The following is a 21134-nucleotide window of genomic DNA, read 5'->3' on the forward strand; positions in this document are numbered from 1 at the left end:
CGAGCCCGGCTGCTCCGGGATCGGGGGCGGCTGCGGTGGTGGTGCGGTGGGTCAGGCCTCGAGCGCGTGACCGATGGCGATCACCCCGTCGGGGTCGTAGGTGCGCACCGCGCGCCGCATCCGGGCGAGCGTCGGCTCGTCGTAGGCGTCGTGGTACTCGGCGGCCGTGAAGGTGAAGTTCGGCAGCCGGTGACCACCGGTCCAGGGCGCCATGACCTCCAGGACCCTGGCGGCGTGCTCCTCGATGCCGGGGACCTCGGTGATGCCGACGACCAGCAGGGAGTACGCCGCGTCACGGGAGCAGAACGCGCTCTCGTGCCGGCCCCGACGTGCCATCTCGCCGCCCATCTGCCGCACCTCGATGAGGATCTGTGGGGAGCCCGAATCGGCACCGGCGACGTCGAGCAGGGCCGCGGCAGCCTCGGCGGGGAAGTCGGACAGCACCGTCGCGGCCTCGAAGCACGGGACCGGGTCGAGCGGGTCGGTGTGGACCGAGTCGACCTCGGTGTAGGGCTTGTGGGCGACGTCGTCGAGGATCACCGGCGCGGCGTCCCGCATCGCGGCGAACCAGCGCTCGCCGTCCGTGGGGTCGCCGGTCCACAGGTAGCGGATCGAGAGCGACATGCGACCGGCGAGCATCGGCGGCACCTCGGGAACCTCCGGCAGCTGGAACAGGCCGAACGACGTCGTGCCGAGCTCCGGGAGCTCCGCCGACCACTCGCGCCAGCGCTTGATGACCCGCGCCGCGTCCTCACCCGCGAACCAGAGCGAGCCGCCGTAGAACGTGGGCTGGTGCACCAGGTCGAACTCGATGGCGGTGACGATGCCCAGCATCCCCTTGCCCCCGCGCAGGGCGAAGAAGAGCTCCGGGTGCTCGGTCGGGGTCACCCGGCGCAGGACCCCGTCGCCGGTGACGACCTCGATCGCACGCACCCGGTCGATGGCCATGCCGTAGGTGCGGGCCATCGGGCCCAGGCCGCCGCCGGTCGTGTAGCCGACGATGCCGACGTCGGTGATCGAGCCCGACAGCGGGGCCAGGCCGTACGGCGCCGCGGCCTCGACGACGCGCAACCACTTCACGCCGGCGCCCACGCGAGCCCAGCCTTCGGGGTGCACGACGCACTCGTCGAGCCCCTTGGTGGTGACCAGCAACGCGCCGATCAGGCTGGCGATCGGGCCGTGACCGGTGGCCTGCGGGGTGACGGTGATCCCGTGACGTGCGGCGAACCGGACCGCGGCCACGACGTCCTCCGCGGACTGGGCGGCCAGCACCGCGGCCGGCCGCACCGGGATCGCGAGGTTCCAGGGCGAGACGAGGGCGTCGTACTCCTCGCTTCCCGGGACGGCGAGGGTCCCGGTGGTCCGGGCGGCCAGCTCGGCGAACGGGACCTGGGTGCGGAGCGACTCCGCACGGGTTTCGACGACAGTCATGGTTTCCTCCGTGATTCGTGGTGTGTCGCGAGCACCACGATGGATTCACGTGCTTGAGGGAACCTTGACGACGACTTGAGCCGCTGGTCAGGTGCGGCCGCCGGGCGGCCGCGGGGGCACGAACAGACCCTCGGGGTCGGCCGCCCGCCGGACCTGCGCCAGTCGCCCGGCCGTCTCCGCCGACCAGGCGCGGCGCTCGTCCGCGCCCTCGGCCATGTTGAGGTAGCGGGCCCCGCTGTCCCACTCCCGCAGCGACCCCAGGGTGCGGCCCATCTGCTCCCGCACCGCGGTCCAGCCCGCTCCCTCGTCCAGCCCGACCCCCAGCACCAGGAAGGCGCCCGGCATCCGGTCGAGCACGCCCGCGCGCGCGGACGCCCGGCCGAGGGCACCGCCGAGCTGGCGCAGCTCCAGGAACAGCAGCCCGGTGCCGGGAGCGGGGCTGGTCGCCGCGAGCAGCCCGTCGATCGCACCGTCGGGCAGGTCGTCGAGCAGCAGGCTGTCGGCGTAGACGGCCGTCGGGTCCTCCGGGTCGAGGTGGAGGTCGGCCAGGGCACCCGTGGCCCGGGTCTCGAAGGTGTCGATCTCGGGGTGCATCGCCCGCAGCGGCGCCAGGATCGCCCGGGCCCGGTCGGCGTCACCCAGCACGGTGCCGTCGATCACGACCAGGCTCCGGCCCCGCACCTCGGCAGGCAGCCACGGCTCGTCAGGGGCGCGCAGCAGCCGGGCGATGGTCGTGACCTCCTCGGGCGCCTCGAGGGCCCAGCTGCGCCAGCCGCGCAGCACGCGGTCGGCGCTGCTCCAGTCCCAGGCCAGCATGCCGGCGTACGCCTCGCGCAGGGGCAGCAGGTCGAACTCGAGGGCCGTGACCACCCCGAAGCCGCCGCCACCACCCCGCGCCGCCCACAGCAGGTCGGCGTCGTGGTCGTCGGTGGCGCGCACGAAGGTCCCGTCCGCCGTCACCAGCTCGACGGCCGTCAGCGCGCTGCACTGCAGGCCGGCGTGCCGGGCGTACCAGCTCAGGCCGCCGCCGAGCGAGGAGCCCACCACGCCCACGCCGGGGCTGGTGGTGTGGAGGGCGGCGAGCCCGTGGCGACCCGCGGCCACCACGACGTCACCCCAGAGAACGCCGGCCCCGACCCGGGCCACCCGCCGCGCGGGGTCGACCCGCAGCTCGGTCATCGCCGAGGTCCGCAGCAGCACGGCGTCGCCGAGCTGACCGGACAGGGGTGGCGCGCCGTGGCCGGTGCCCTGCGGCGCCACGGCGAGGCCGGCCTCCCCCGCGGCCCGCAGCACCTCCGCGACCTCTGCGGGGAGCGCGGGATAGGCCACCGCCGCGGGCCGGTCGTCGACCGAGAGGTTCCAGGGCAGCCGCGCCTCGTCGTAGGCCGGGTCACCGGGCAGGTGGACGGCACCGCCGCACAGGCCACGGAGCGTGGCAGCACGCGCGACGGCGTCGAACGGTTCGGTGACCACGCGGCCTCCTCATTCTCGGCGGGTGCCAGCGTGGCACCCGCGACTTGTGGACGACTTGAGCCGGTCCGCCGTACGCCGACTCACGGCGCGGTCCCCGGTCGGTGCTCGAGCACGGCGCGCACCGTGCCGGGCGTCAGGAACAGGCGTTGGGCGACCTCGTCGGCGTCGAGGCCCTCGTGAACCAGCTCCAGGATCCGCTGCTCCCGGTCGGTCGGCTCCACGGGACGGTCGGCACCGCCGTCGACCGGCGCTCCCCGACGCTCCAGCTCGGCAGCAGCGTCGCGCGCGACGATCCGGGCACCGCACGTCCGGGCGACCACGAGCGCCGAGCGGAGCAGGTCGACCGCCTCCCCGGCCGGGACGCCGCGGCACTGCCCCAGCGCCAATCGGGCCCGGGCGGTCTCCACGGCCGCGTCGGTGCCGGAGAGCAGGGACGTCGCCTCCCTCAGGGCAACCTCTCTCGGGGCAGCCTCTCTCGGGGCAGCCTCTCCCTCGGTGCCCCGGACCTCCCCCAGGACGCGCAGCCCCGACCCCAGCGCCGAGGCCGCGCCCCACTGACGCAGCAGCGCGACCTGCTCCTCCGCGAGCTCGACCGCCTCCGAGGTGCGGCCCAGCCCGGCCAGTGCCTGCGCCTTGAGGCCGCGCCAGGGAGCCCAGGCCGGGTTGGCGATCCCGCAGTGCTCGACGAGGTCGGTGATCTCGGCGAGGGCCTCGCCGGGTCGACCCTGCTCGAGCCGGAGCCGGGCGGCGGCCTCGTGCAGCAGCCTGCCGCCCTCCCCCAGCCAGGGCAGCGCCCGGGCCTCGGTCAGTGCGGCCTCGGCGGCGGCCAGGTCGCCCCGGTCCACCTGCACCCCGATGGTGAACGCAGCACCGTAGGTGGCCGTCACCCCGGAGACCCCCCACACCCGTTGCTGCTCGGTGCCGTCGGCCAGGGAGTGCAGCGCGTCGTCGAGGTGGCCGCGGCGGCCCTGGGTGAAGCCCCGCCACAGGTTGGCCGACAGCGCGGCGAAGAGCCCGCCGGTCGCGTGGGCCCGGGCGAGGGCGCGGTCCCAGAAGTCGCCGATGTCGTCGTCGGCGAGCTGCAGCACGTTCGCGGCCACGATCCACAGCAGGCCGCTGTCGACCTCGAGCAGCCGGTCCTCGGCGAGCGCGAAGCGGCCGAGCTCGACAGCCCGCTCGCGGTGCTCACCTGCGAGCAGCAGCTCGTAGGAGAGCGTCGCCGCCAGCATCCGCGCCCCGTCGCCGGTGCCCGAGACCTCCGGGACCACGCCGGCCCGGAACTGCTCGGGCGGCAGCCGGTGCATGTACCCGGTGATCCGCTGCAGGGCGAGCAGCCCCTGCCGCTCGTCGTCGCAGCCCTCGGGCAGCGCCGCGACGGCGTCCCGGGCGAACGAGGTGGCCACCCCCGGGGCGGCCGCGAAGACCAGCACGCGCACGATGACCATCGCGATCCGGGCGCGCTCGGCGGGATCCTCGACCAGCTCGTAGGCCTCCGTCAGGTGGTGTGCGGCGGCCGGACCGTCGACCAGCGTCTCGACCAGCCCCAGCTCGACCAGCAGGCCGGCACGGTGGTCCCGGCGTACCGGCTCCTCCAGGGCGCGCCGGAGCAGGAGCACCGCCGAGTCCGAGGCACCCCGGGCCGACGCGGTGAGTGCCGCCCGACGGAGCAGGTCCACCGTCGCCCCGTCCCCGCGGCGGGGGGAGACGAGCAGGTGGGCCGCGACCTCCTCCGGAGGCGCCCCGTGCTCCCTCAGCAGCTGGGCCGCCCGCTCGTGGTGGAGGGCACGCTCGGCTGCCGGGAGGTCGTCGCGGACAGCCTCGCCGACCAGGGGATGGACGAAGCGCAGCGGCTGCCGGTTCTCGAGGATCTCCCCCCGGCTGAGGGCATCGAGGGCCGCCGCGGTCCGGTCCTCCGGCAGCTGGGCAAGCGCGGAGACGGTCGGCAGCGCGGCGGCGTCTCCGAGCACCGCCACCGCCCGCGCTACCGCCGTCGCTTCCGGCGGCATCCGGCGCAGCCGTAGCGTGACCTGGGCGGAGACCGCCCGCGACCCGACCGCGCGCACCGTGTCCACGTGGGAGACGTCGGGGCGGACACCCTCGTCGGCCAGCGCCCGCAGCAGCTGACGCAGCAGCAACGGGTTCCCCGAGGTCATCCGGTGACAGGCACCCACGAAGGAGTCGGCGCCCTCACCCAGCCGCTCGCGGACCAGCGACCGGGTGGCCTCGGCAGACAACGGCTGGGGCCGCAGCACGTGCACCGCCGGGTCGAGCGCGAGCTCGGCGAGCAGGGCCTCCTCGGGGCCCTCCTCACCGGTGCGCACCGTCAGCACGACGAGCACGGGAAGCCGCTCGAGCCTGCGGACGAGGTAGGCGAGGTAGCGCAACGAGGCGCTGTCACAGGACTGCGCGTCGTCGACCACGATCACCAGGGGGGTCTCGGCCGCCAGGTTGACCGTCAGCCAGTAGAGCCCGTGCAGGACCGCGAAGCTGCCGTGGTGCTCGTGGTCGCCGGCGTCGTCGACGACCGCACGTGCCCCCGCGGCCGCGCCCCGCAACAGCCGTTCGCGACGGTCGGCGTCGCTCAGCTCGCCCTCCAGCAGCTGGCGGACCACGCCGAAGCCGTAGGACCGCTCCAGGTCACTCCCCCGCGCCGACAGCACGTGGCCCCCCGCCGCAGTGGCGAGCTGCACGGTCTCGAGGAGCAGCCGCGTCTTGCCGATGCCCGCCGGTCCCTCGATCACCACACAGCCGGGGCGGCCGGCGCCGAGGTCACCGACGAGACCACGGAGCAAGCCGGTCTCGCGGCTCCGGTCGACCAGGTCGCTCGGGCTCTCGGGACCCGGTCGGGCCGTCTCCACCAGGGGAGTCGCGGGCACCGCCGACGCCGGGGCGTCGAGGGCCGGCGAGTGGGCCAGCACCTCTGCTTCCAGGGTCCGCAACGCCGGGCCCGGATCGACCCCCAGCTCCTCCGCCAGGAGCTCACGGGCCCGTCGGAGGGCCGCCAGCGCGTCGGCCTGCCGCTGGGCCCGGTAGAGGGCCAGCACGAGCAGCCGCCAGCGCTCCTCACGCAGCGGGTCCTCGGCGACCAGCGCCTCCAGGTCACCCACGAGGACCGCGGCATCGCCCAGCTGCAGCCGGGCGGCGAGCAGGCGCTCGCGCGCGACCGCGCGGAGCTCCCGCAGCCTCGTCACCTCGGCCTCGACCCAGGGCTCGCCGGCGTACTCCGCGTAGGCCTGTCCCCGCCACAACCGGAGGGCGTCGTCGAGCACGTGGACCGCGTCACCGGGTGCCATCGCGGCGGCGGCATCGACAGCCGCCTCGAACCGCCAGGCGTCCACGTCGCCGGGGTCGACCCGGAGCGCGTAGCCGGTCCCGGCGCGGGCGATGACCCCGTCGCGGCGCCGAGCCTCGACCTCGGGCTGCAACCGCTTCCGGAGGTGGCTGACGTAGGCCTGCAGCGCGCCTGCGACGTTGGCGGGCGCGCCGTCTCCCCAGACGTAGTCGGCGAGCCGGTCGGCGGTGACGGCCTCGCCCCGGTGGATGACCAAGGCGGCGAGCACGGCGCGCTGGCGTCGCCCGCCGAGGTCGAGGGCCGCGCCGTCACGCGTGGCCGTCAGCTCGCCGAGCACGCGCAGCTGCAGCCTGGTGCCGTCCACCTTCCCCCCTCGCTCCTGCGGCGAGGATACGACCGGCGACAGGCCGCTGTCCCCCTCGTTTTCGGGGGCTGCACGGGACTCAAGTCCGCCTCAACCCGGGCCCAAGCGCACCGCGCGACCCTGGTGGTGCCCGACCCAGGATCACACCAGGAGACACCCATGCACCAGCCCCGGAAGCTCATCGCGTTCGTCGTCGCCGTGCTGACCGTGCTCGGCACGACCACCTCGGTCGCGTCGGCCGCGCGCCCGCTCATCGACCTGCGCGGAGCCGCTACGGACTCCTACGAGGTGGACTCCGGCGGGACGGCCCGGCTCGTCGGCGAGGTCACCGGGCGCCCGTTCGGCGGGGCCTACGTCGCCACCCTGGCGGCCGGTGACGGCACGCTCCCCGTGCCGGGGCAGTGCGAGCCCGCGACGGCCACGCTGCAGGTGGACGGACCCCGTCGCAAGCACCTCGACCTCGGCGGGTCCGGACAGGTGTGCGGGCTGTGGACCGACGCGACGTATGTCGTCACGCACCGGTTCACGGGGATCTACCAGGTGACCGCGAGCTCGCGCCGACGGCTGGTCGGTACCGACGGCTGGCTGTCACTGGTCCTCGCCACCGAGGGCCGGGCCGGCGTCGAGGTCTTCGACAGCTGACGGGAGGAGCCCACAGGCTGCGCGGTCGGTCCGGGTCAGGGGGTGGCTCCGACCGACCGCGCTCTCGGCGGTCCGGGTGCCTGCGCCCGGCTACCCCGCGGCGACGCGGGCGAGCTCGTCCTGGTCGAGGATGACGATGCGCGCGCGGCCCAGGCTGATCAAGCCGCGCTCGGCGAACTCTCCGAGCACCTTCGTCGTGGTCTCACGCGAGGTGGCAGCCAGCGCCGCCAGCTGCTCGTGGGTCAGCCGTACCTGCACCCCGCGCCCGATCGTCCGGCTCGCACTGCCCTCTGCCAGGGTCACCAGGGCGCCGGCGATCCGTTCGGGGACGCTCTTGAACACCGCGTCGGTCAGGCGTTGCTCCAGCTCGCCCAGCCTGCGGCCCAGGGTCGCGGAGATCCGTGCCGCGATGCGCGGGTCGCCGAGCAGCAGCCGGTGCACGTCGCGTTCGGTCATCACGCAGACGACGGCGTCGTCGAGCGCCTCGGCATAGCTGTCGTGCATGCGCTGCCCGACGACCACCATCTCCCCGAAGATGGTTCCCGGCTCGATGATGGCCGTGGTCAGGGCGCGGCCGTCCGGCGAGACGCGGAAGATCCGGATCCGGCCCTGCTTGAGGATGAAGAGGGCCGCCACGGGCTCGTGCGGCGTGTAGACCATCGAGCCGGCCGCATAGCGCTTCATGGGCGCGGCATCGGCGAGCGCGTCCATCTCGGAGTCGTCGAGGTCGCAGAAGATGTCGACCTCCGCCATGCACCAGAGGTCCTGCGGCTCGCGTGCTGCGCGGTCGATGTCGACGTCCTCCTCCCGGCGCCCGGGCGACCAGGGACGCCCACCGCCGGCCAGCAGCTCCGGGTCGGTGTTGCTCAGGCAGTGGGCGGCATCCAGGTCCATCGTGTCACGCGACCTCACTCGACGGTTCGGGATCCTCGACGCCAGGCAGCCACGAGCAGCCCGAGCACGACGCCGAACAGCAGGTGCTCGGCGAGGAAGGTGCCCCATCCGGCCATCTCGGCCATGTCGCGGATCGGCTCGCCGGCGTCGAACACCGTCGCGGCTGCGGGGAGCGCGACGAAGGCGCTGAGCACGAAGACGACCGCTCCCCACAGGAGGCCCAGCCCGGCCAGCACGGCTGCACCGACGTGGAGCCGCACGGCCACGACCGTGAACAGCACTCCGTAGAACGCTCCGGTCGTCATGTGGATCAGGGCGCCGACCAGCGCGGGCCCGGCCTCGAGCCGCACGGCCTCTCCGGCCATGCCGGCCTCCATCGACGTCATCATGGCGTCGGGCGCCGTCACCAGGGAGGCGATGTGGTAGAGCGGGGTGAGGAACCCGGTGTCCTTGAGCCAGGACGCACCCATCGCGTAGAGCGCCATCACGAGCGAGGCGAGGACACCCGCTCCGATGCCGATCACCAGCGAGCGGCCGAGGGACGTGGGGCGTGCAGAGGTGGTGGTCGATGTCATGGTGAACTCCAGCCCGGTCGGAAGTGTGACCATCCACGCTCCACCCACGGTCGGCCCCCGTCGGTGAGCACGCTCACACAACCCGCCTGACCGGACGGTCAGACGCTGTCGGCCGGGAAGTCGCTGACCTCGACGACCTCGACCCCGCCCCAGAACGCGACCCGGCCGCGGATGAACCGGGCCCACGGGAAGGGACGGCGGTACTCCCAGGCCACGTCCGGCACGCTCGCCCCGCCGACCTCGAGGTCGTAGTAGTCGGCCCGGCCCTTCCAGGGACAGACGGAGACGGTCCCACTCCTCCTCAGGTGTTCCCACGCCACGTCCTCGTGCGGGAAGTAGTGGTTGCCCTCGACCCGGCGGGTGCGGTCCGAGTCGGCGATCACCGTCCCGCGCCACCTGGCCTGCATCCTCACCGCGTCACCGCTTCAGGCCGCGAGCCGGTCGACGAGGTCGGCGATGGCGGCGTCGTCCAGGAAGCCCTCCACGAGGATCTCCCCCTCGGCGTCGATCACCGTGTAGCTGCTCTGGCTGGTCACCCCGAAGTGCTTCCAGACCTCGCCCTCCGGATCCACGAGGTGCGTGACCTCGGGGATCTGTCCGGCGAGCTCCTCGATGACGGCGCGGTCGTCGAGTCCCCCGACACCGACGACGGCCACCTCGCCGGCGTGCCGCTCCGCCAGTCGGGTCACCCCGGGGATCTGCGCCCGGCAGGTCGGGCACCAGGGCGCCCAGAACCACAGCACCGTGGGTCGGCCACGGAGCGCGGTCCCGTCGAACGCCTCGCCCGACAGGGTCGTGGCGCTGAAGTCGAGGTCGGCGACCTTGCCGGTGCCGACCGGCAGCGGTGCAGCTGCGTCCGCCTCTCCTGACGAGGTCGCCGGGTCCGCGGCGCAGCCGGCCAGGACCAGCACCCCGAGGGTCAGCAGCACCACGATCCGTCGCATGCCTCCAGTCTCCGAGGTGGGCACAAGCCGCTCTGTGAGCAGGCTTACGGAGCGTCCGCGCCGCTCGGCGGACGCTGGCCACATGCGCAAGCGGGCGATCGTGGCGGTGGCGGTGGCGGCTCTGTTCAGCGCCGCGTGCACGAACGACGCCGAGCAGCTCCTCGAGGAGGCCGAAGCAGGCCAGCCGTCCGAGGCGGGGGAGTCGGCTGCGACCCCGGAGCCGCTGATCGACACCGACGACCTCATCTCGGGCGGCCCTCCTCCCGACGGCATCCCCCCCATCGACGCGCCCAAGTTCCAGCCCGTGGACGAGGTGGACTGGCTGGTCGACGACGACCCGGTCCTCTCGCTGCAGATCGAGGACGAGGCCAAGGCCTACCCGCTCCAGGTCATGACGTGGCACGAGATCGTCAACGACACGGTCGGGGGTGTCCCGGTGGCCGTCACGTACTGCCCGCTCTGCAACTCGGGGGTCGCCTTCGAGCGGGTCGTCGACGGCGAGCGGTACGACTTCGGCACCAGCGGACTGCTGTACGCGGACAACCTGGTGATGTACGACCGGCAGACCCGCTCCTTGTGGCCGCAGCTGACCGGCCTGGCCTCGGTCGGCGAGCTGACCGGCACCCAGCTGACGGCGATCCCCCTCGGAGTCACGGGGTTCGCGCAGTTCCGGGAGGCCTTCCCGCAGGGGAAGGTCCTCACCCGTGACACCGGCTTCGAGCGTCCCTACGGCGAGAACCCCTACGCCGGCTACGACGACCCCGACGGCTCGCTGCTCTTCGACCTGCCCGACGGCGAGGACCCGAGGCTGCCGGTCAAGGAGCGGGTGATCGGTGTCGAGATCGATGGCGACGCCTTGGCCGTCCGTCGCCAGACCGTGGCAGATCGTCAGGTGATGGAGGTCGAGGTGGGCGGGCAGGAGCTCGTGCTCTGGCACACGCCGGGGCAGCGTTCCGCCCTCGACACGAGCGCCATCGCCCAGGGGCGCGACGTCGGCACGGTCGGTGTCTACGACCCGCAGGTCGATGACCGCCGCCTCACGTTCGAGCCGGCCGGCGGAGGCTTCCGTGACGACCAGACCGGATCGCGCTGGAACGTGCTCGGCGTGGCCACCAGCGGCCCGCTCGCCGGGACCCAGCTCACCCCGGTCACGCACCTCGACACCTTCTGGTTCTCCTGGGTCGCCTTCAAGCCCGACACCGCGCTGACGGAGTGAGGCCGCAGGCCCGTCGGTGCGCGAGACTGCAGGCATGCGGCTCCCCGACCCGGCCCTGGTCGTGCTGGTGGGTGCCTCGGGCTCCGGCAAGTCCACGTGGGCCGGGGCCAGGTTCCGGGCCCCCGAGATCGTGTCGTCCGACGCGCTGCGCGGGATCGCCGGGTCAGGACCCCACGACCTGGACGCCTCCGAGGACGCCTTCGGCCTGCTGGAGACGATCGTCGCGGCGCGGCTCGGGCGCGGCCTGACCACGGTCGTCGACACCCTCGGGACCGACACCGTCCGCCGACGTGGCTGGCTGGCCGCCGCGCGCAGCGCCGGACTTCCCGCAGTCGTGGTGGTCATGGAGACCCCGGACGCGGAGTGCCGGCGCCGCAACGCGACCCGGGACCGGCCGGTCCCCGCGCCCGTGCTCGCCAGCCAGCTGGCAACCGTGCGCACGCTGCGGCCCGACCTCGAGGGAGAGGGGTGGGACGTCGTGGTCGCGGTGACCGACGCGGCGGCGGCGCTCCCCGACCCGGTGGCCGAGCCCGTGACCCGGTCGGGCCGCCGACCCGCGCCCGACCGGGTCGGCAGCCACGGCGTACGCGTCGTGCTGCAGGTGTCCCGCTTTCCCTGGGGTGAGGACCCGCTGGCGTGGCTCGGTGAGGTGACCCGGGCGGCCGACGGGGCCGGGTTCGCCGGCGTGGCGCTGATGGACCACCTGATCCAGATCCCGACCGTGGGGCGGGCGTGGGAGCCGATCCCCGAACCGTGGGTGACCCTCGGCGCCCTGGCCGCACTCGACACGGAGCTGGAGCTCGGGACGCTGTGCACCCCGGTCACCTTCCGCCCGGCCGGCATCACGGCCAAGGCGGCGGCCACGCTGTCCGCGCTCACGGGCGGTCGCTGCTTCGTCGGCATCGGAGCCGGCTGGTGGGAGCGCGAGCACGCGGCGTTCGGCCTGCCCTTCCCCCCGGACCGCGACCGTCTCGACGAGCTCGAGCGGGCCATCCTCACCCTGCGGGCACTCTGGGCGGCCGGCACCAAGGCCTACGACGACGGTGAGGTCGTGCTGCCGGAGACGACCTGCTATCCCCGACCCGCCGCCTCGATCCCCGTGATCGTCGGGGGCTCGGGCGAGCGGCGGACGCTGCGGATCGCCGCCCGCCTCGGCGATGCCTGCAACCTGCGCACCACGGACACCGAGCAGCTGCGGCACAAGGTGGCGGTCCTGCGCGACCACTGCGCGGCCGTGGGCCGCGACCCGGCTGACGTCGCAGTGACGGTGCTCGACCTGCCGGTGGTCGGCCGCGACCGCGACGACGTGTGGGCCCGGGTCGAGCGGCACCGCGGGCGCACTCCTGCCGCGGCGTACGCCGCCCGCACCCGTGCCGGCACGCTCGCCGACCACCGCGCGCGCTACGCCGAGCTCGCGGAGCTCGGCGTCTCGACGGTCTTCATGGCCACGCCTGACCTCGACGGGCCCGACGCGGTCGCAGACCTCGCCGGCCTGACCGCCTGAGGGCCGTCGGCGCTCCTGGGCAGCACCCTCACCCAACCCTGCCGCGTGAGGACCGGTTCAGGTCGCCGAGTCGATGAAGCGTCGCGCAGGAAGGAGGTCGACGTGCGCGCCTCCGTCTCGAGCCTGGCCCCAGCACCATGCGGTGTGGTCGGCGCGCAGCGCGCAATCCCCCGAACGATTTCCTGCGCTCACCTCGAGCCATAAGTGCTCCGGGCCGACTTGCTTGGGGATGGCGCTGCGCTCGGTGCTTCCGTCGCCGAGGTTGCCATGCCCCCAGCACCAGAGGGAGCCCTCCGCTCGAACGCCGCACGTCCGGTAGTTGCCGGCGGACACAGCCGTCCATGCATGCTCGTCGAGGCTGCTGCCCGCCTCGCCGTAGTTGTTGCTGCCGAAGCACGACATGGCCCCGGCGAGGGAGACCGCGCACGCGTGCGTGGTTCCGGCGGACACGGATTTGTACCCGGAGCCCCGCAGTACCGGGATCGGCCCGTACCCCTCACCCCAGCAGTACAGGTCCCCGCTCAGCTTCAATCCGCAGGTGAAGTTGTAGCCCGTGGTGACCGACGCCCAGTCCGCGTCGGTACCCACCTGGATCGGCAAAGGGTGCCCGGTGTTGCTCACGGCACCATTGCCCAGCTGTCCGAGTCGGTTGTTCCCCCAGCACCAGGCGGTGTGGTCGGTCTTGACCGCGCAGGTGTGGATGTGGCTCGCCTCGATCGAGGCCCAACCCGCAGCACCCGCGACCTGGACGGGGTTGCTGGAGCTGCCGTTGCTCTTGCCGTTGCCGAACACCCCGTACTCGTTCTCGCCCCAGCACCAGGCCGCCTCGTCGGTGGTGACCCCGCAGGAGTAGTTGTAGCCCCCACTGACCTGGGACCAGCCCGGTACCGACCTGACGCGTCCTGCCGGCCCTTCGGCGCACACGGCATCGCCGGTCGACGTGATGCCGCAACGGTGGGTGCCGCCCATGCCGTGGACGCTCCTCCAGGTCGCGGCGCGGGTGAGGGCCGCGCCGGTCCTTCCCGCGGGCCCTCCCCGGTGTGGACGTGCCACAGCGCGGAGCCGGGCAGTCTCACCGGTACCCAGTCGGACTGAGAGACGCGTGCGTCCCTTCGTCGTCTCCCTTGCCCTGTCGATCTCGGTCCAGCCGCCGCTGACCTTGCGCTGCAGCACCACGGTGCGGCCACGTCGGGCGGGTGAGAACCTGGCGGTGACGGTCGTCTGCTGATCGGCGTCGACGAGCGCGGGGCTCTGCAACCGGCCCTCGAGGCGACTGACCCGGTAGCGCTGATCGGGCGTGGCGAGCGCGCCATAGCGACGACCGGACAACGTCACGGCTCGGGCGTAGGCGCGGAGGCGTACCCGTGATCCCGCTCGTCCGGGTGCGCGTTGCGCGAAGGAGAACGCACCGGTCTGGCTGGTCCGTGTCGACGCGTGTGGGACCCACCGCCCCCCGACGAAGCGCTGGAGCACGACGGGTCGGGGCCGTTCCGGCGGCAGCGTCCCCCGGACCTTGAAGCGTTCACCGACGATCGGAGGGTGGGGTGTCACCTGGAGGGACCCTGCCGTGGTCACCGCCTCGGCTCCGGCCATGACCGAGCCGGGTACTAGGCAGGCGAGGGCAGCGAGCGACGCCAGCAGGGCGATGAACCGAGATCGATGGCGCAGCACAGTGCTCCTCATGTAGGGGTGAGATCCTCCGACCGGGGGCGGGGTTCAGCAGAGGCTATGTCGCGGGAGCATCCCCGCGGCGTGGAACGGCCTGATCATGTGGACCTCGACCGGCCTGACCGCCTGAGGACGCGTCAGCCGACGCGGTCGCCGAGGGGCGGGTCGAGCGTCCCGCGACCCGCGAGCCCCAGCAGCGCGAGCACCTGCCCGGAGGCAGCCAGCAGGGCGCCTCCGAGGACGGTCGCCTCGTGGCGCTCCCAGCTGAGGGCGATCACCAGCCCGCCGATGATGCTCATCGCGAGGCCGAGGGCGACCAGCGCCCGCAGCGCGCCCCCGGCGCACTGAACCTGCTCGTCCACCCGGATCTCCTCAGTGCGCCATGTCGACGAAGCGCGAGTAGTGGCCCTGGAACGCGACGGTGATGTCGCGGGTCGGACCGTTGCGGTGCTTGGCCACGATCAGGTCGGCCTCGCCGGGCCGGGTCGACTCCTTCTCGTAGACGTCGTCGCGGTGCAAGAGCACCACCATGTCGGCGTCCTGCTCGATCGAGCCCGACTCGCGCAGGTCCGACATCATAGGGCGCTTGTCGCCGCGCTGCTCCGGCCCGCGGTTGAGCTGTGACAGCGCGATGATCGGGACGCCGAGCTCCTTGGCCAGCAGCTTGATCTGGCGTGAGAACTCCGAGACCTCCAGCTGGCGGGACTCCACCTTCTTGCCCGAGGTCATCAGCTGGAGGTAGTCGATCACCACCAGCTTGAGGTCGTGGCGCTGCTTGAGCCGCCGCGCCTTGGCCCGGATCTCCATCATCGTCATGTTGGGCGAGTCGTCGATGAACATCGGCGCGCTGGAGACCTCACCCATCTTGCGGGCCAGCTTGGTCCAGTCCTCGTCGCTCATCTGGCCGTTGCGGATGTGGTTGAGGGGCACCTTCGCCTCGGCCGAGAGCAGACGCATCGTGATCTCCGAGCGCGTCATCTCCAGGCTGAAGAAGCAGCTGGTCAGGTTGTTGTGGATCGAGGCCGCCCGGCAAAGGTCGAGGGCCAGCGTGGACTTACCCATGGCCGGACGGGCCGCCACGATGACCATCTGCCCGGCATGGAGTCCGTTGGTGAGGTCGTCGAGGTCGGCGAAGCCGGTCGGGACGCCGTAGAGCCCCGCCTCGCGGTTGCCGATCGCCTCGATCTCGTCGAGGACGCCGTCCATGATGTCGGAGAGCGGCGCGTAGTCCTCCGAGGACCGGCGGTCGGTGACCTTGTAGACCTCCGCCTGCGCCTCGTCGACCACGTCGTCGACCTGGCCCTCGCCGGCATAGCCGATCTGGACGATGCGGGTACCGGCGTCGACCAGCCGGCGCAGGATCGCCTTCTCACGGACGATCTCGGCGTAGTAGCCCGCGTTGGCCGCGATCGGGACGTTGGCCGAGAGCGTGTGGAGGTAGGGGGCGCCGCCGATCCGCGCCAGCTCGCCGCGGCGCTGCAGCTCGGCGGCGACGGTGACCGGGTCAGCCGGCTCGCCGCGCCCGTAGAGGTCGATGATGGCGTCGTGGATCTGCTCGTGGGCGGGCCGGTAGAAGTCCGCGCCCCGGACGATCTCGGTGACGTCGGAGATGGCGTCCTTGGAGAGCAGCATCGAGCCGAGCACGCTCTGCTCGGCGGCCATGTCCTGCGGCGGCATCCGGTCGCCGGAGCGCTGGGGTGCCTCACCGGGTGCGTAGGCCACGGGCCCGTCGCCCCACTCCTCGTAGGGGTCGGACGTGCCCGCCACGTCGTGCTCGGTGACGCTCACCAGACCTCCTCGGGACCGGTCGCGGACCGGTCCAGCTCCTGGCCACCACGGTAGGGAACTGGACTGACAATCTGGGCGACCCGGAGGAAGGTACGTCCGGGTGTCGCGCCACGGGAAGTGCCCTCTCCACAGGCGCTTGGGGATAACCACCCGGAACTGGTGGACGAGGGGCGACAACGTGTGCACAGTCTGGGGAGCCGACTGTGGAGCGGCCGCCGCGCACCGCCACCCGCACGCCGCTGACCTGCGCAAACGCCGCCCACACGGTGTGGACGCAAAACTCTCGGGCAGAAACTTCCGAGGACGGCCCAGCAACCGGGATCGGCCGGTTGCTTTGTCGACATAGCAGAGCCCCCCGTGGCCCCGCAGAGTTATACACGGATTCATACACAGGCTGTGTGACTAGGGAGCGTCATAGACAGATGCGTTATCTGGCCCTTACATGTCCTAGTGTGCCGCTGTGAGGAGCAGGCCCGAGGACCGCGAGATCCTGCGGCTCGCCGTGCCCGCCTTCCTGGCGCTGGCCGCCGAGCCGCTCTTCCTGCTCGCCGACGCCGCCATCATCGGTCGGCTCGGGACCACCCCCCTGGCGGGCCTCGGCATCGCCGCAGCCGTGCTCCAGACCGCGGTCGGGCTGTGCGTGTTCCTCGCCTACGGCACCACCGCCTCGGTGGCCCGCCGACTCGGCGCCGGTGACACCCGCGGCGCCCTGACCCAGGGCATCGACGGGTTGTGGCTGGCGATCGCGATCGGTGGGGTCGCCACGGTGCTGGGCGTGACCCTGGCCGGGCCGCTGGTGGGGCTCTTCGGCGCCGGCGCCGGCGTCAGTGAGCAGGCCGTGGCCTACCTGCGACCCGCGCTGCTCGGCACCACGCCACTGCTGGTCATGCTCGCCGCGACCGGAGTCCTCCGTGGCCTGCAGGACACCCGGACTCCGCTCTACGTCGCTGTCGCGGGCAACGCGCTCAACGTCGTCCTCAACGTCGCGCTCGTCCACGGGCTCGGCCTCGGCATCGCCGGGGCCGCGTGGGGGTCGGTGATCGCCCAGGTCGGCATGGCGGTGGCGCTGACCACGGTCGTCGTGCACGCCGCGCGCCGCGAGGGTGCGCCGCTGCGGCCGGACCGGTCCGGCATCCTGCTCGCCGCGCGGGCCGGCGTCGCGCTCGTCGTCCGGACGCTCACGCTGCGGGCGGCCCTCCTGGTCACGACGTACGCCGTCACCCTGGGTCAGGTCCGCGAGGACGCCCTCGCCGTCGACCTCGCCGCACACCAGCTCGCCCTCACGCTGTGGACCTTCCTCGCCTTCGTGCTCGACTCCATCGCGATCGCCGCCCAGGCCATGACCGGGCGCTACCTCGGGGCCTCCGACGTGGTCGGCACCCGCCGCGTCACGGACCGGATGATCCGGTGGGGGCTCTGGTCGGGTGTGGTCACGGGCGCGCTGCTCGCCGTCGCCAGCCCGGTGCTGGGCCCGCTGTTCACCGGTGACGCCGCCGTCCACGACCGGTTGGTCGGCGTCCTCCTGGTAGCGGCCCTCGGCCAGCCCGCCGCCGGGGTGGTGTTCGTGCTCGACGGAGTCCTGATCGGTGCCGGCGACGGCCGCTACCTGGCCTGGGGCGGCGTCGTCACGCTGGTCGTCTACGCGCCGCTGGTGCTGCTCGCGGTCACCGCCGCCGGCGGCGCGCTGCTGGCGGTCTGGGTCGTCTTCACCGCCGTGTTCATGGGCGCCCGCCTCGCGGTGCTGCTGCACCGCGCCCGCGGCCAGGCCTGGCTGGTCACCGGCCTCGGCAGCACCCGCGACGCCCCGGCTCCCTAGAGTGGGCCCGTGCGGGGTCTCCAGGCGATCGGCATGGGCCTGGTGCTCGTCGCGCTACGGGTCGGCGAGCCCGACCTGCTTCCCGACCCGGTCGGCTGGTTGCTCGTCCTCGTCGGCGTACGCCGCCTGCCGCGCGACCTGCCCCGCCGCACCGGCCTGCTGGTGCTGGGGTCGTTGGCCCTCGCGGTCTCGGTCCCGTTGTGGGTGCCCTCCCTGGCCGACCACGTCCTCACCGCCCACCCGTCCCTGCAGTGGGCGCTCAACCTCCCGCAGCTCGGCTTCGTGCTGGTCCTGGCCGCCTCGCTGGGACGTCGGGCGGGTGAGGCCGGCGATCGTGGGGCGCGCTCGTGGTGGCTCGTGGTCGCCGCCGGGACCGCGGCCGCCGCGGTCCTGCCCGTGCTGGTGCACGGCGGCGGCGTCGATGCCCTCGGCACCCCCTCGATCGTGCTGGCCGGCGTGGTCCTGCTGACCACGATCGCGCTCGCCTTCACCCACGCCGGCCGGCCGTGGATCCGGTCGGAGACCACGGACGCGGCCGGCCCCTGACTGAGTGTGTCCCTCGTGCGCGGATAGTCCGGTGTGGCGGCCATCGACACCCACCTCGCCCGCGCCGCTCGAGCGGTGGGTTCAGCTTCCACGATTGAGGTCGTCCCTCGGCTTACCCTGCGGGGTGCGGGCGCACCAGCGGGCAATCGCCGCTCGGGAGGCCGGATCTGGCGCCGAGCTGCTGGTGTTCGCCCGCTGGTGCGAACCCGACGGACGCGGTCGGCCCCTGAGGTGCGGTGTCGCCGCGAATGCCACGAGGCCGCCCTCCCCGGGGGGAGGACGGCCTCGAGGACGCGGGCTGCGGTCAGGCAGGGATCACGTTGAGGGCCACCTGGGCGGACACCTCGTCGTGCAGCTTGACCGACACCTCGTGGGTGCCCAGCGACTTGATGGGGTTGCCGAGGACGATGGTCCGCTTGTCGACCTTCTCGCCGGTGGTCTCGGTGAGCGCGTCGGCGATGTCGGCGACGGTGACCGCGCCGAAGAGCCGACCGGTGTCACCGGCCCGCACCTTCACGTGGACCGTGCTGGCCTCGAGCTTGGCCTTGATCTGGCCGGCGTGCTCGGCGTCGCGGACCGACCGCGCCGCGCGGGCGGACTTGATCGACTCCGCGGTGCGCTCGGCACCCTTCGACCAGCGGATGGCTTCGCCGCGGGGCAGCAGGTAGTTGCGGCCGTAGCCGTCCTTGACCTCGACCACGTCGCCGGGACCGCCGAGGCCGGACACCTCCTGAGTCAGGATGATCTTCATCGGGTGCCTCCTCAGCGACCGGTCGACGTGTAGGGCAGCAGCGCGAGCTCGCGAGCGTTCTTGACGGCGGTCGCCACGTCGCGCTGGTGCTGGACGCAGTTGCCGGTCACTCGCCGCGCGCGGATCTTGCCGCGGTCGGAGATGAACTTGCGGAGCAGCGCGGTGTCCTTGTAGTCGACACCGGTCGTCTTCTCCTTGCAGAACTGGCAAACCTTCTTCTTGGGCTTGCGAATCACTGCCTTGGCCATTGTGGTGCTCTCCTTGGTGCTTGATCAGAGCCCGGCATCAGCCGGAATGGTTGTGGGTGAGTCGGTAACTTCTGGATGGATCAGAACGGGGGCTCGTCGCCGCCGACGCCCGGCGTCGCCCACGGGTCGGCCTGGGCACCGCCCTGGCCGCCGGCGGGAGCGCCGGAGCCGCCACCCTGCGGACCACTGGTGGCCCACGGGTCGGGCTGCGACGACTGCTGGGGGGCGCCGTAGCCGCCACCACCGCCACCGCCGGAGCGGGACGCCTTGGTGACCTTGGCGGTCGCCCAGCGCAGCGAGGGGCCGATCTCGTCCACGTCGAGCTCGAAGGAAGTGCGCTTCTCGCCCTCCCGCGTCTCCCACGTGCGAGCCTTCAGCCGGCCCTGGACGATGACCCGCGCACCCTTCTGCAGCGACTCGGCCACGTTCTCGGCGGCCTGGCGCCAGATCGAGCAGCGCAGGAACAGCGGCTCGCCGTCCTCCCACTCGTTGGTCTGCCGGTTCATGGTGCGGGGGGTCGAGGCGACGGTGAAGTTGGCCACCGCGGCACCCGACGGCGTGAAGCGCAGCTCCGGGTCGTCGGTGATGTTGCCGACCACGGTGATGACGGTCTCGCCTGCCATGTCAGGTCTCCCTCGTTCGTTCAGCTGGTACGTCGGGGCGCAATCCTTGCGTGGCCCCCCGACAGGGGAAAGTGCTCGTCCACAGCTCAGTGGACGGGGCGCAGCACCTTCGTGCGGAGCACGGACTCGTTGAGCCCGAGCTGGCGGTTGAACTCCTTGACCGTGTCCGGCTCGGCGTTCAGCGTGATGACGGCGTAGATGGCCTCGGCGTTCTTCTTGATCTCGTAGGCCATGCGCCGGCGTCCCCACACGTCGACGTTGTCGACGGTGCCGCCGTCCTTGCGGATGACGTTGAGGTACTTGTCGAGCGACGGCTCGACGGTGCGCTCTTCGAGACTGGGGTCGAGGATGACCATCACTTCATAGGCACGCAAAGCGGTCTCCACCTCCTCTGGACTCAGGGCGGCCACGGACTCTCCGTGGCAGGAGGGCTTGCGTCGGTGTTGCATCGGTCGCCCGTCAGGTCGGGGCAACCGGACGAGGTTATCAGCGGCGGGAGAGGCGTCCACAATCGCGAGTAGGGTCGGTCCGGTGACTGCCATCGGAGCCCACGTCGACCAGACCGACCCGATCGCGGAGGCCCAGGCCCGCAACGTGCCGCTGGTGCAGTTCTTCCTCGGCGACCCGCAGGGCTACCAGGGCCCGGAGATCCGGTACGCCGGCGGCGCCGACGGGCTCCGCGACGATGCGGCCGCGGCCGGCATCGACCTCTACGTGCATGCCCCCTACATCGTCAACGTCGCCACCACCAACAACCGCATCCGGATCCCCAGCCGCAAGCTGCTCCAGCAGCACGTCGACGCGGCGGCCGCGATCGGGGCGAAGGGGCTGATCGTCCACGGCGGCCACGTCAACAAGGCCGACGACCCCGAGGTGGGCTTCGACAACTGGCGCAAGGCCGTGGACGCGGTCGACCTCAAGCTGCCGCTGCTGATCGAGAACACCGCCGGCGGCGACAACGCGATGACCCGCTACCTCGAGCGGATCAAGGGCGTCTGGGACGCGATCGCGGCGTGCGAGCAGGCCGACCTGGTCGGGTTCTGCCTCGACACCTGTCACGCGCACGCCGGAGGCAACGCCCTGGAGAGCGTGGTGGCCGACGTCCGCGGCATCACCGGTCGCATCGACCTGGTCCACGGCAACGACAGCCGCGACGACTTCGACTCCGGGGCCGACCGGCACGCCAACCTCGGTCGCGGGAGGATCGACCCCGACCTGCTGGCCGCGGTGGTGCGCGACGCCGACGCCCCGGTCGTGCTCGAGACCCCCGGTGGCCCGGACGAGCACGCCGACGACGTCGCCTGGCTCCGCGAGCGACTCTGACCCGGTCGCCGGGCATCGGCTGCCCACCGCACGTCG

At 72.8% G+C, this 21134-nt stretch carries 20 protein-coding genes; 6 read left to right on the forward strand and 14 right to left on the reverse strand.

The window, feature by feature from the left end; all coding sequences use genetic code 11:
• Nucleotides 1-51 precede the first annotated feature (51 nt).
• The 3 genes from K6T13_RS17085 to K6T13_RS17095 form a co-directional block, all read right to left on the reverse strand.
• On the reverse strand, nt 52-1431 hold the full coding sequence (locus K6T13_RS17085) for an FAD-binding oxidoreductase (RefSeq protein WP_222895710.1): 1380 nt from the start codon (nt 1429-1431) through the stop codon (nt 52-54).
• Nucleotides 1432-1518: 87 nt separating this feature from the next.
• Nucleotides 1519-2904, reverse strand: a complete 1386-nt coding sequence (locus K6T13_RS17090; RefSeq protein ID WP_222895711.1) for an FAD-binding oxidoreductase — start codon at nt 2902-2904, stop codon at nt 1519-1521.
• A gap of 80 nt (nt 2905-2984) precedes the next feature.
• A complete protein-coding gene (locus K6T13_RS17095) occupies nt 2985-6560 on the reverse strand; it encodes an ATP-binding protein (RefSeq protein WP_222895712.1) in 3576 nt (1191 codons plus the stop codon).
• Nucleotides 6561-6719: 159 nt separating this feature from the next.
• Here K6T13_RS17095 and K6T13_RS17100 point away from each other — a divergent pair, with 159 nt between their 5' ends.
• A complete protein-coding gene (locus tag K6T13_RS17100) occupies nt 6720-7202 on the forward strand; it encodes a hypothetical protein (RefSeq protein WP_222895713.1) in 483 nt (160 codons plus the stop codon).
• Between the two features lie 90 nt (nt 7203-7292).
• Here K6T13_RS17100 and K6T13_RS17105 read toward each other — a convergent pair whose 3' ends face one another.
• The 4 genes from K6T13_RS17105 to K6T13_RS17120 all read right to left on the reverse strand — a co-directional run bounded on the left by K6T13_RS17105 (nt 7293) and on the right by K6T13_RS17120 (nt 9615).
• On the reverse strand, nt 7293-8096 hold the full coding sequence (locus K6T13_RS17105) for a Crp/Fnr family transcriptional regulator (RefSeq protein WP_222895714.1): 804 nt from the start codon (nt 8094-8096) through the stop codon (nt 7293-7295).
• A gap of 14 nt (nt 8097-8110) precedes the next feature.
• Nucleotides 8111-8671 carry a hypothetical protein gene (locus K6T13_RS17110; RefSeq protein ID WP_222895715.1) on the reverse strand — a complete coding sequence of 187 codons (561 nt, stop codon included), beginning with the start codon at nt 8669-8671 and terminating at the stop codon, nt 8111-8113.
• A gap of 98 nt (nt 8672-8769) precedes the next feature.
• Nucleotides 8770-9078 (reverse strand): DUF427 domain-containing protein, encoded by a 309-nt coding sequence (locus K6T13_RS17115; RefSeq protein ID WP_249423852.1) that lies wholly within the window; start codon nt 9076-9078, stop codon nt 8770-8772.
• Nucleotides 9079-9096: 18 nt separating this feature from the next.
• Entirely contained in the window at nt 9097-9615 is a 519-nt protein-coding gene (locus K6T13_RS17120; protein WP_222895717.1) for a redoxin family protein, read from the reverse strand.
• 82 nt (nt 9616-9697) lie between these two features.
• On the opposite strand from K6T13_RS17120, the gene K6T13_RS17125 reads away from it, so the two are divergent.
• Nucleotides 9698-10831 carry a DUF3179 domain-containing protein gene (locus K6T13_RS17125; RefSeq protein ID WP_222895718.1) on the forward strand — a complete coding sequence of 378 codons (1134 nt, stop codon included), beginning with the start codon at nt 9698-9700 and terminating at the stop codon, nt 10829-10831.
• A gap of 34 nt (nt 10832-10865) precedes the next feature.
• Complete coding sequence (locus tag K6T13_RS17130; RefSeq protein ID WP_222895719.1) at nt 10866-12335, forward strand: LLM class flavin-dependent oxidoreductase; 1470 nt, start codon at nt 10866-10868, stop codon at nt 12333-12335.
• A 57-nt stretch (nt 12336-12392) separates the two neighbouring features.
• Here the strand turns inward: K6T13_RS17130 and K6T13_RS17135 are convergent, their stop codons facing one another.
• The 3 genes from K6T13_RS17135 to dnaB all read right to left on the reverse strand — a co-directional run bounded on the left by K6T13_RS17135 (nt 12393) and on the right by dnaB (nt 15725).
• Nucleotides 12393-13670: an RCC1 domain-containing protein gene (locus K6T13_RS17135; RefSeq protein WP_222895720.1), complete on the reverse strand. Its 1278-nt coding sequence runs from the start codon at nt 13668-13670 to the stop codon at nt 12393-12395.
• Between the two features lie 470 nt (nt 13671-14140).
• Complete coding sequence (locus K6T13_RS17140) at nt 14141-14365, reverse strand: hypothetical protein (protein ID WP_222895721.1); 225 nt, start codon at nt 14363-14365, stop codon at nt 14141-14143.
• A 10-nt stretch (nt 14366-14375) separates the two neighbouring features.
• Entirely contained in the window at nt 14376-15725 is a 1350-nt protein-coding gene (dnaB, locus tag K6T13_RS17145) for a replicative DNA helicase (protein ID WP_222898360.1), read from the reverse strand.
• Between the two features lie 526 nt (nt 15726-16251).
• Between dnaB and K6T13_RS17150 the strand changes: the two genes are divergently transcribed.
• Both K6T13_RS17150 and K6T13_RS17155 read left to right on the forward strand, forming a co-directional pair.
• Nucleotides 16252-17607: an MATE family efflux transporter gene (locus K6T13_RS17150; RefSeq protein ID WP_222895722.1), complete on the forward strand. Its 1356-nt coding sequence runs from the start codon at nt 16252-16254 to the stop codon at nt 17605-17607.
• Nucleotides 17608-17616: 9 nt separating this feature from the next.
• On the forward strand, nt 17617-18153 hold the full coding sequence (locus tag K6T13_RS17155) for a hypothetical protein (RefSeq protein ID WP_222895723.1): 537 nt from the start codon (nt 17617-17619) through the stop codon (nt 18151-18153).
• 304 nt (nt 18154-18457) lie between these two features.
• On the opposite strand, the gene rplI is transcribed toward K6T13_RS17155, so the two are convergent.
• The 4 genes from rplI to rpsF form a co-directional block, all read right to left on the reverse strand.
• Complete coding sequence (gene rplI, locus K6T13_RS17160) at nt 18458-18904, reverse strand: 50S ribosomal protein L9 (protein ID WP_222895724.1); 447 nt, start codon at nt 18902-18904, stop codon at nt 18458-18460.
• A gap of 11 nt (nt 18905-18915) precedes the next feature.
• Nucleotides 18916-19152 carry a 30S ribosomal protein S18 gene (rpsR, locus tag K6T13_RS17165; RefSeq protein ID WP_222895725.1) on the reverse strand — a complete coding sequence of 79 codons (237 nt, stop codon included), beginning with the start codon at nt 19150-19152 and terminating at the stop codon, nt 18916-18918.
• A gap of 80 nt (nt 19153-19232) precedes the next feature.
• Nucleotides 19233-19775: a single-stranded DNA-binding protein gene (locus tag K6T13_RS17170; protein ID WP_222895726.1), complete on the reverse strand. Its 543-nt coding sequence runs from the start codon at nt 19773-19775 to the stop codon at nt 19233-19235.
• A gap of 86 nt (nt 19776-19861) precedes the next feature.
• A complete protein-coding gene (gene rpsF / locus K6T13_RS17175; protein WP_222898361.1) occupies nt 19862-20149 on the reverse strand; it encodes a 30S ribosomal protein S6 in 288 nt (95 codons plus the stop codon).
• A gap of 157 nt (nt 20150-20306) precedes the next feature.
• On the opposite strand from rpsF, the gene K6T13_RS17180 reads away from it, so the two are divergent.
• Entirely contained in the window at nt 20307-21098 is a 792-nt protein-coding gene (locus K6T13_RS17180; protein WP_222895727.1) for a deoxyribonuclease IV, read from the forward strand.
• The last annotated feature ends 36 nt before the right edge of the window (nt 21099-21134 follow it).

This window comes from Nocardioides coralli (assembly GCF_019880385.1).
Taxonomy (GTDB): domain Bacteria; phylum Actinomycetota; class Actinomycetes; order Propionibacteriales; family Nocardioidaceae; genus Nocardioides; species Nocardioides coralli.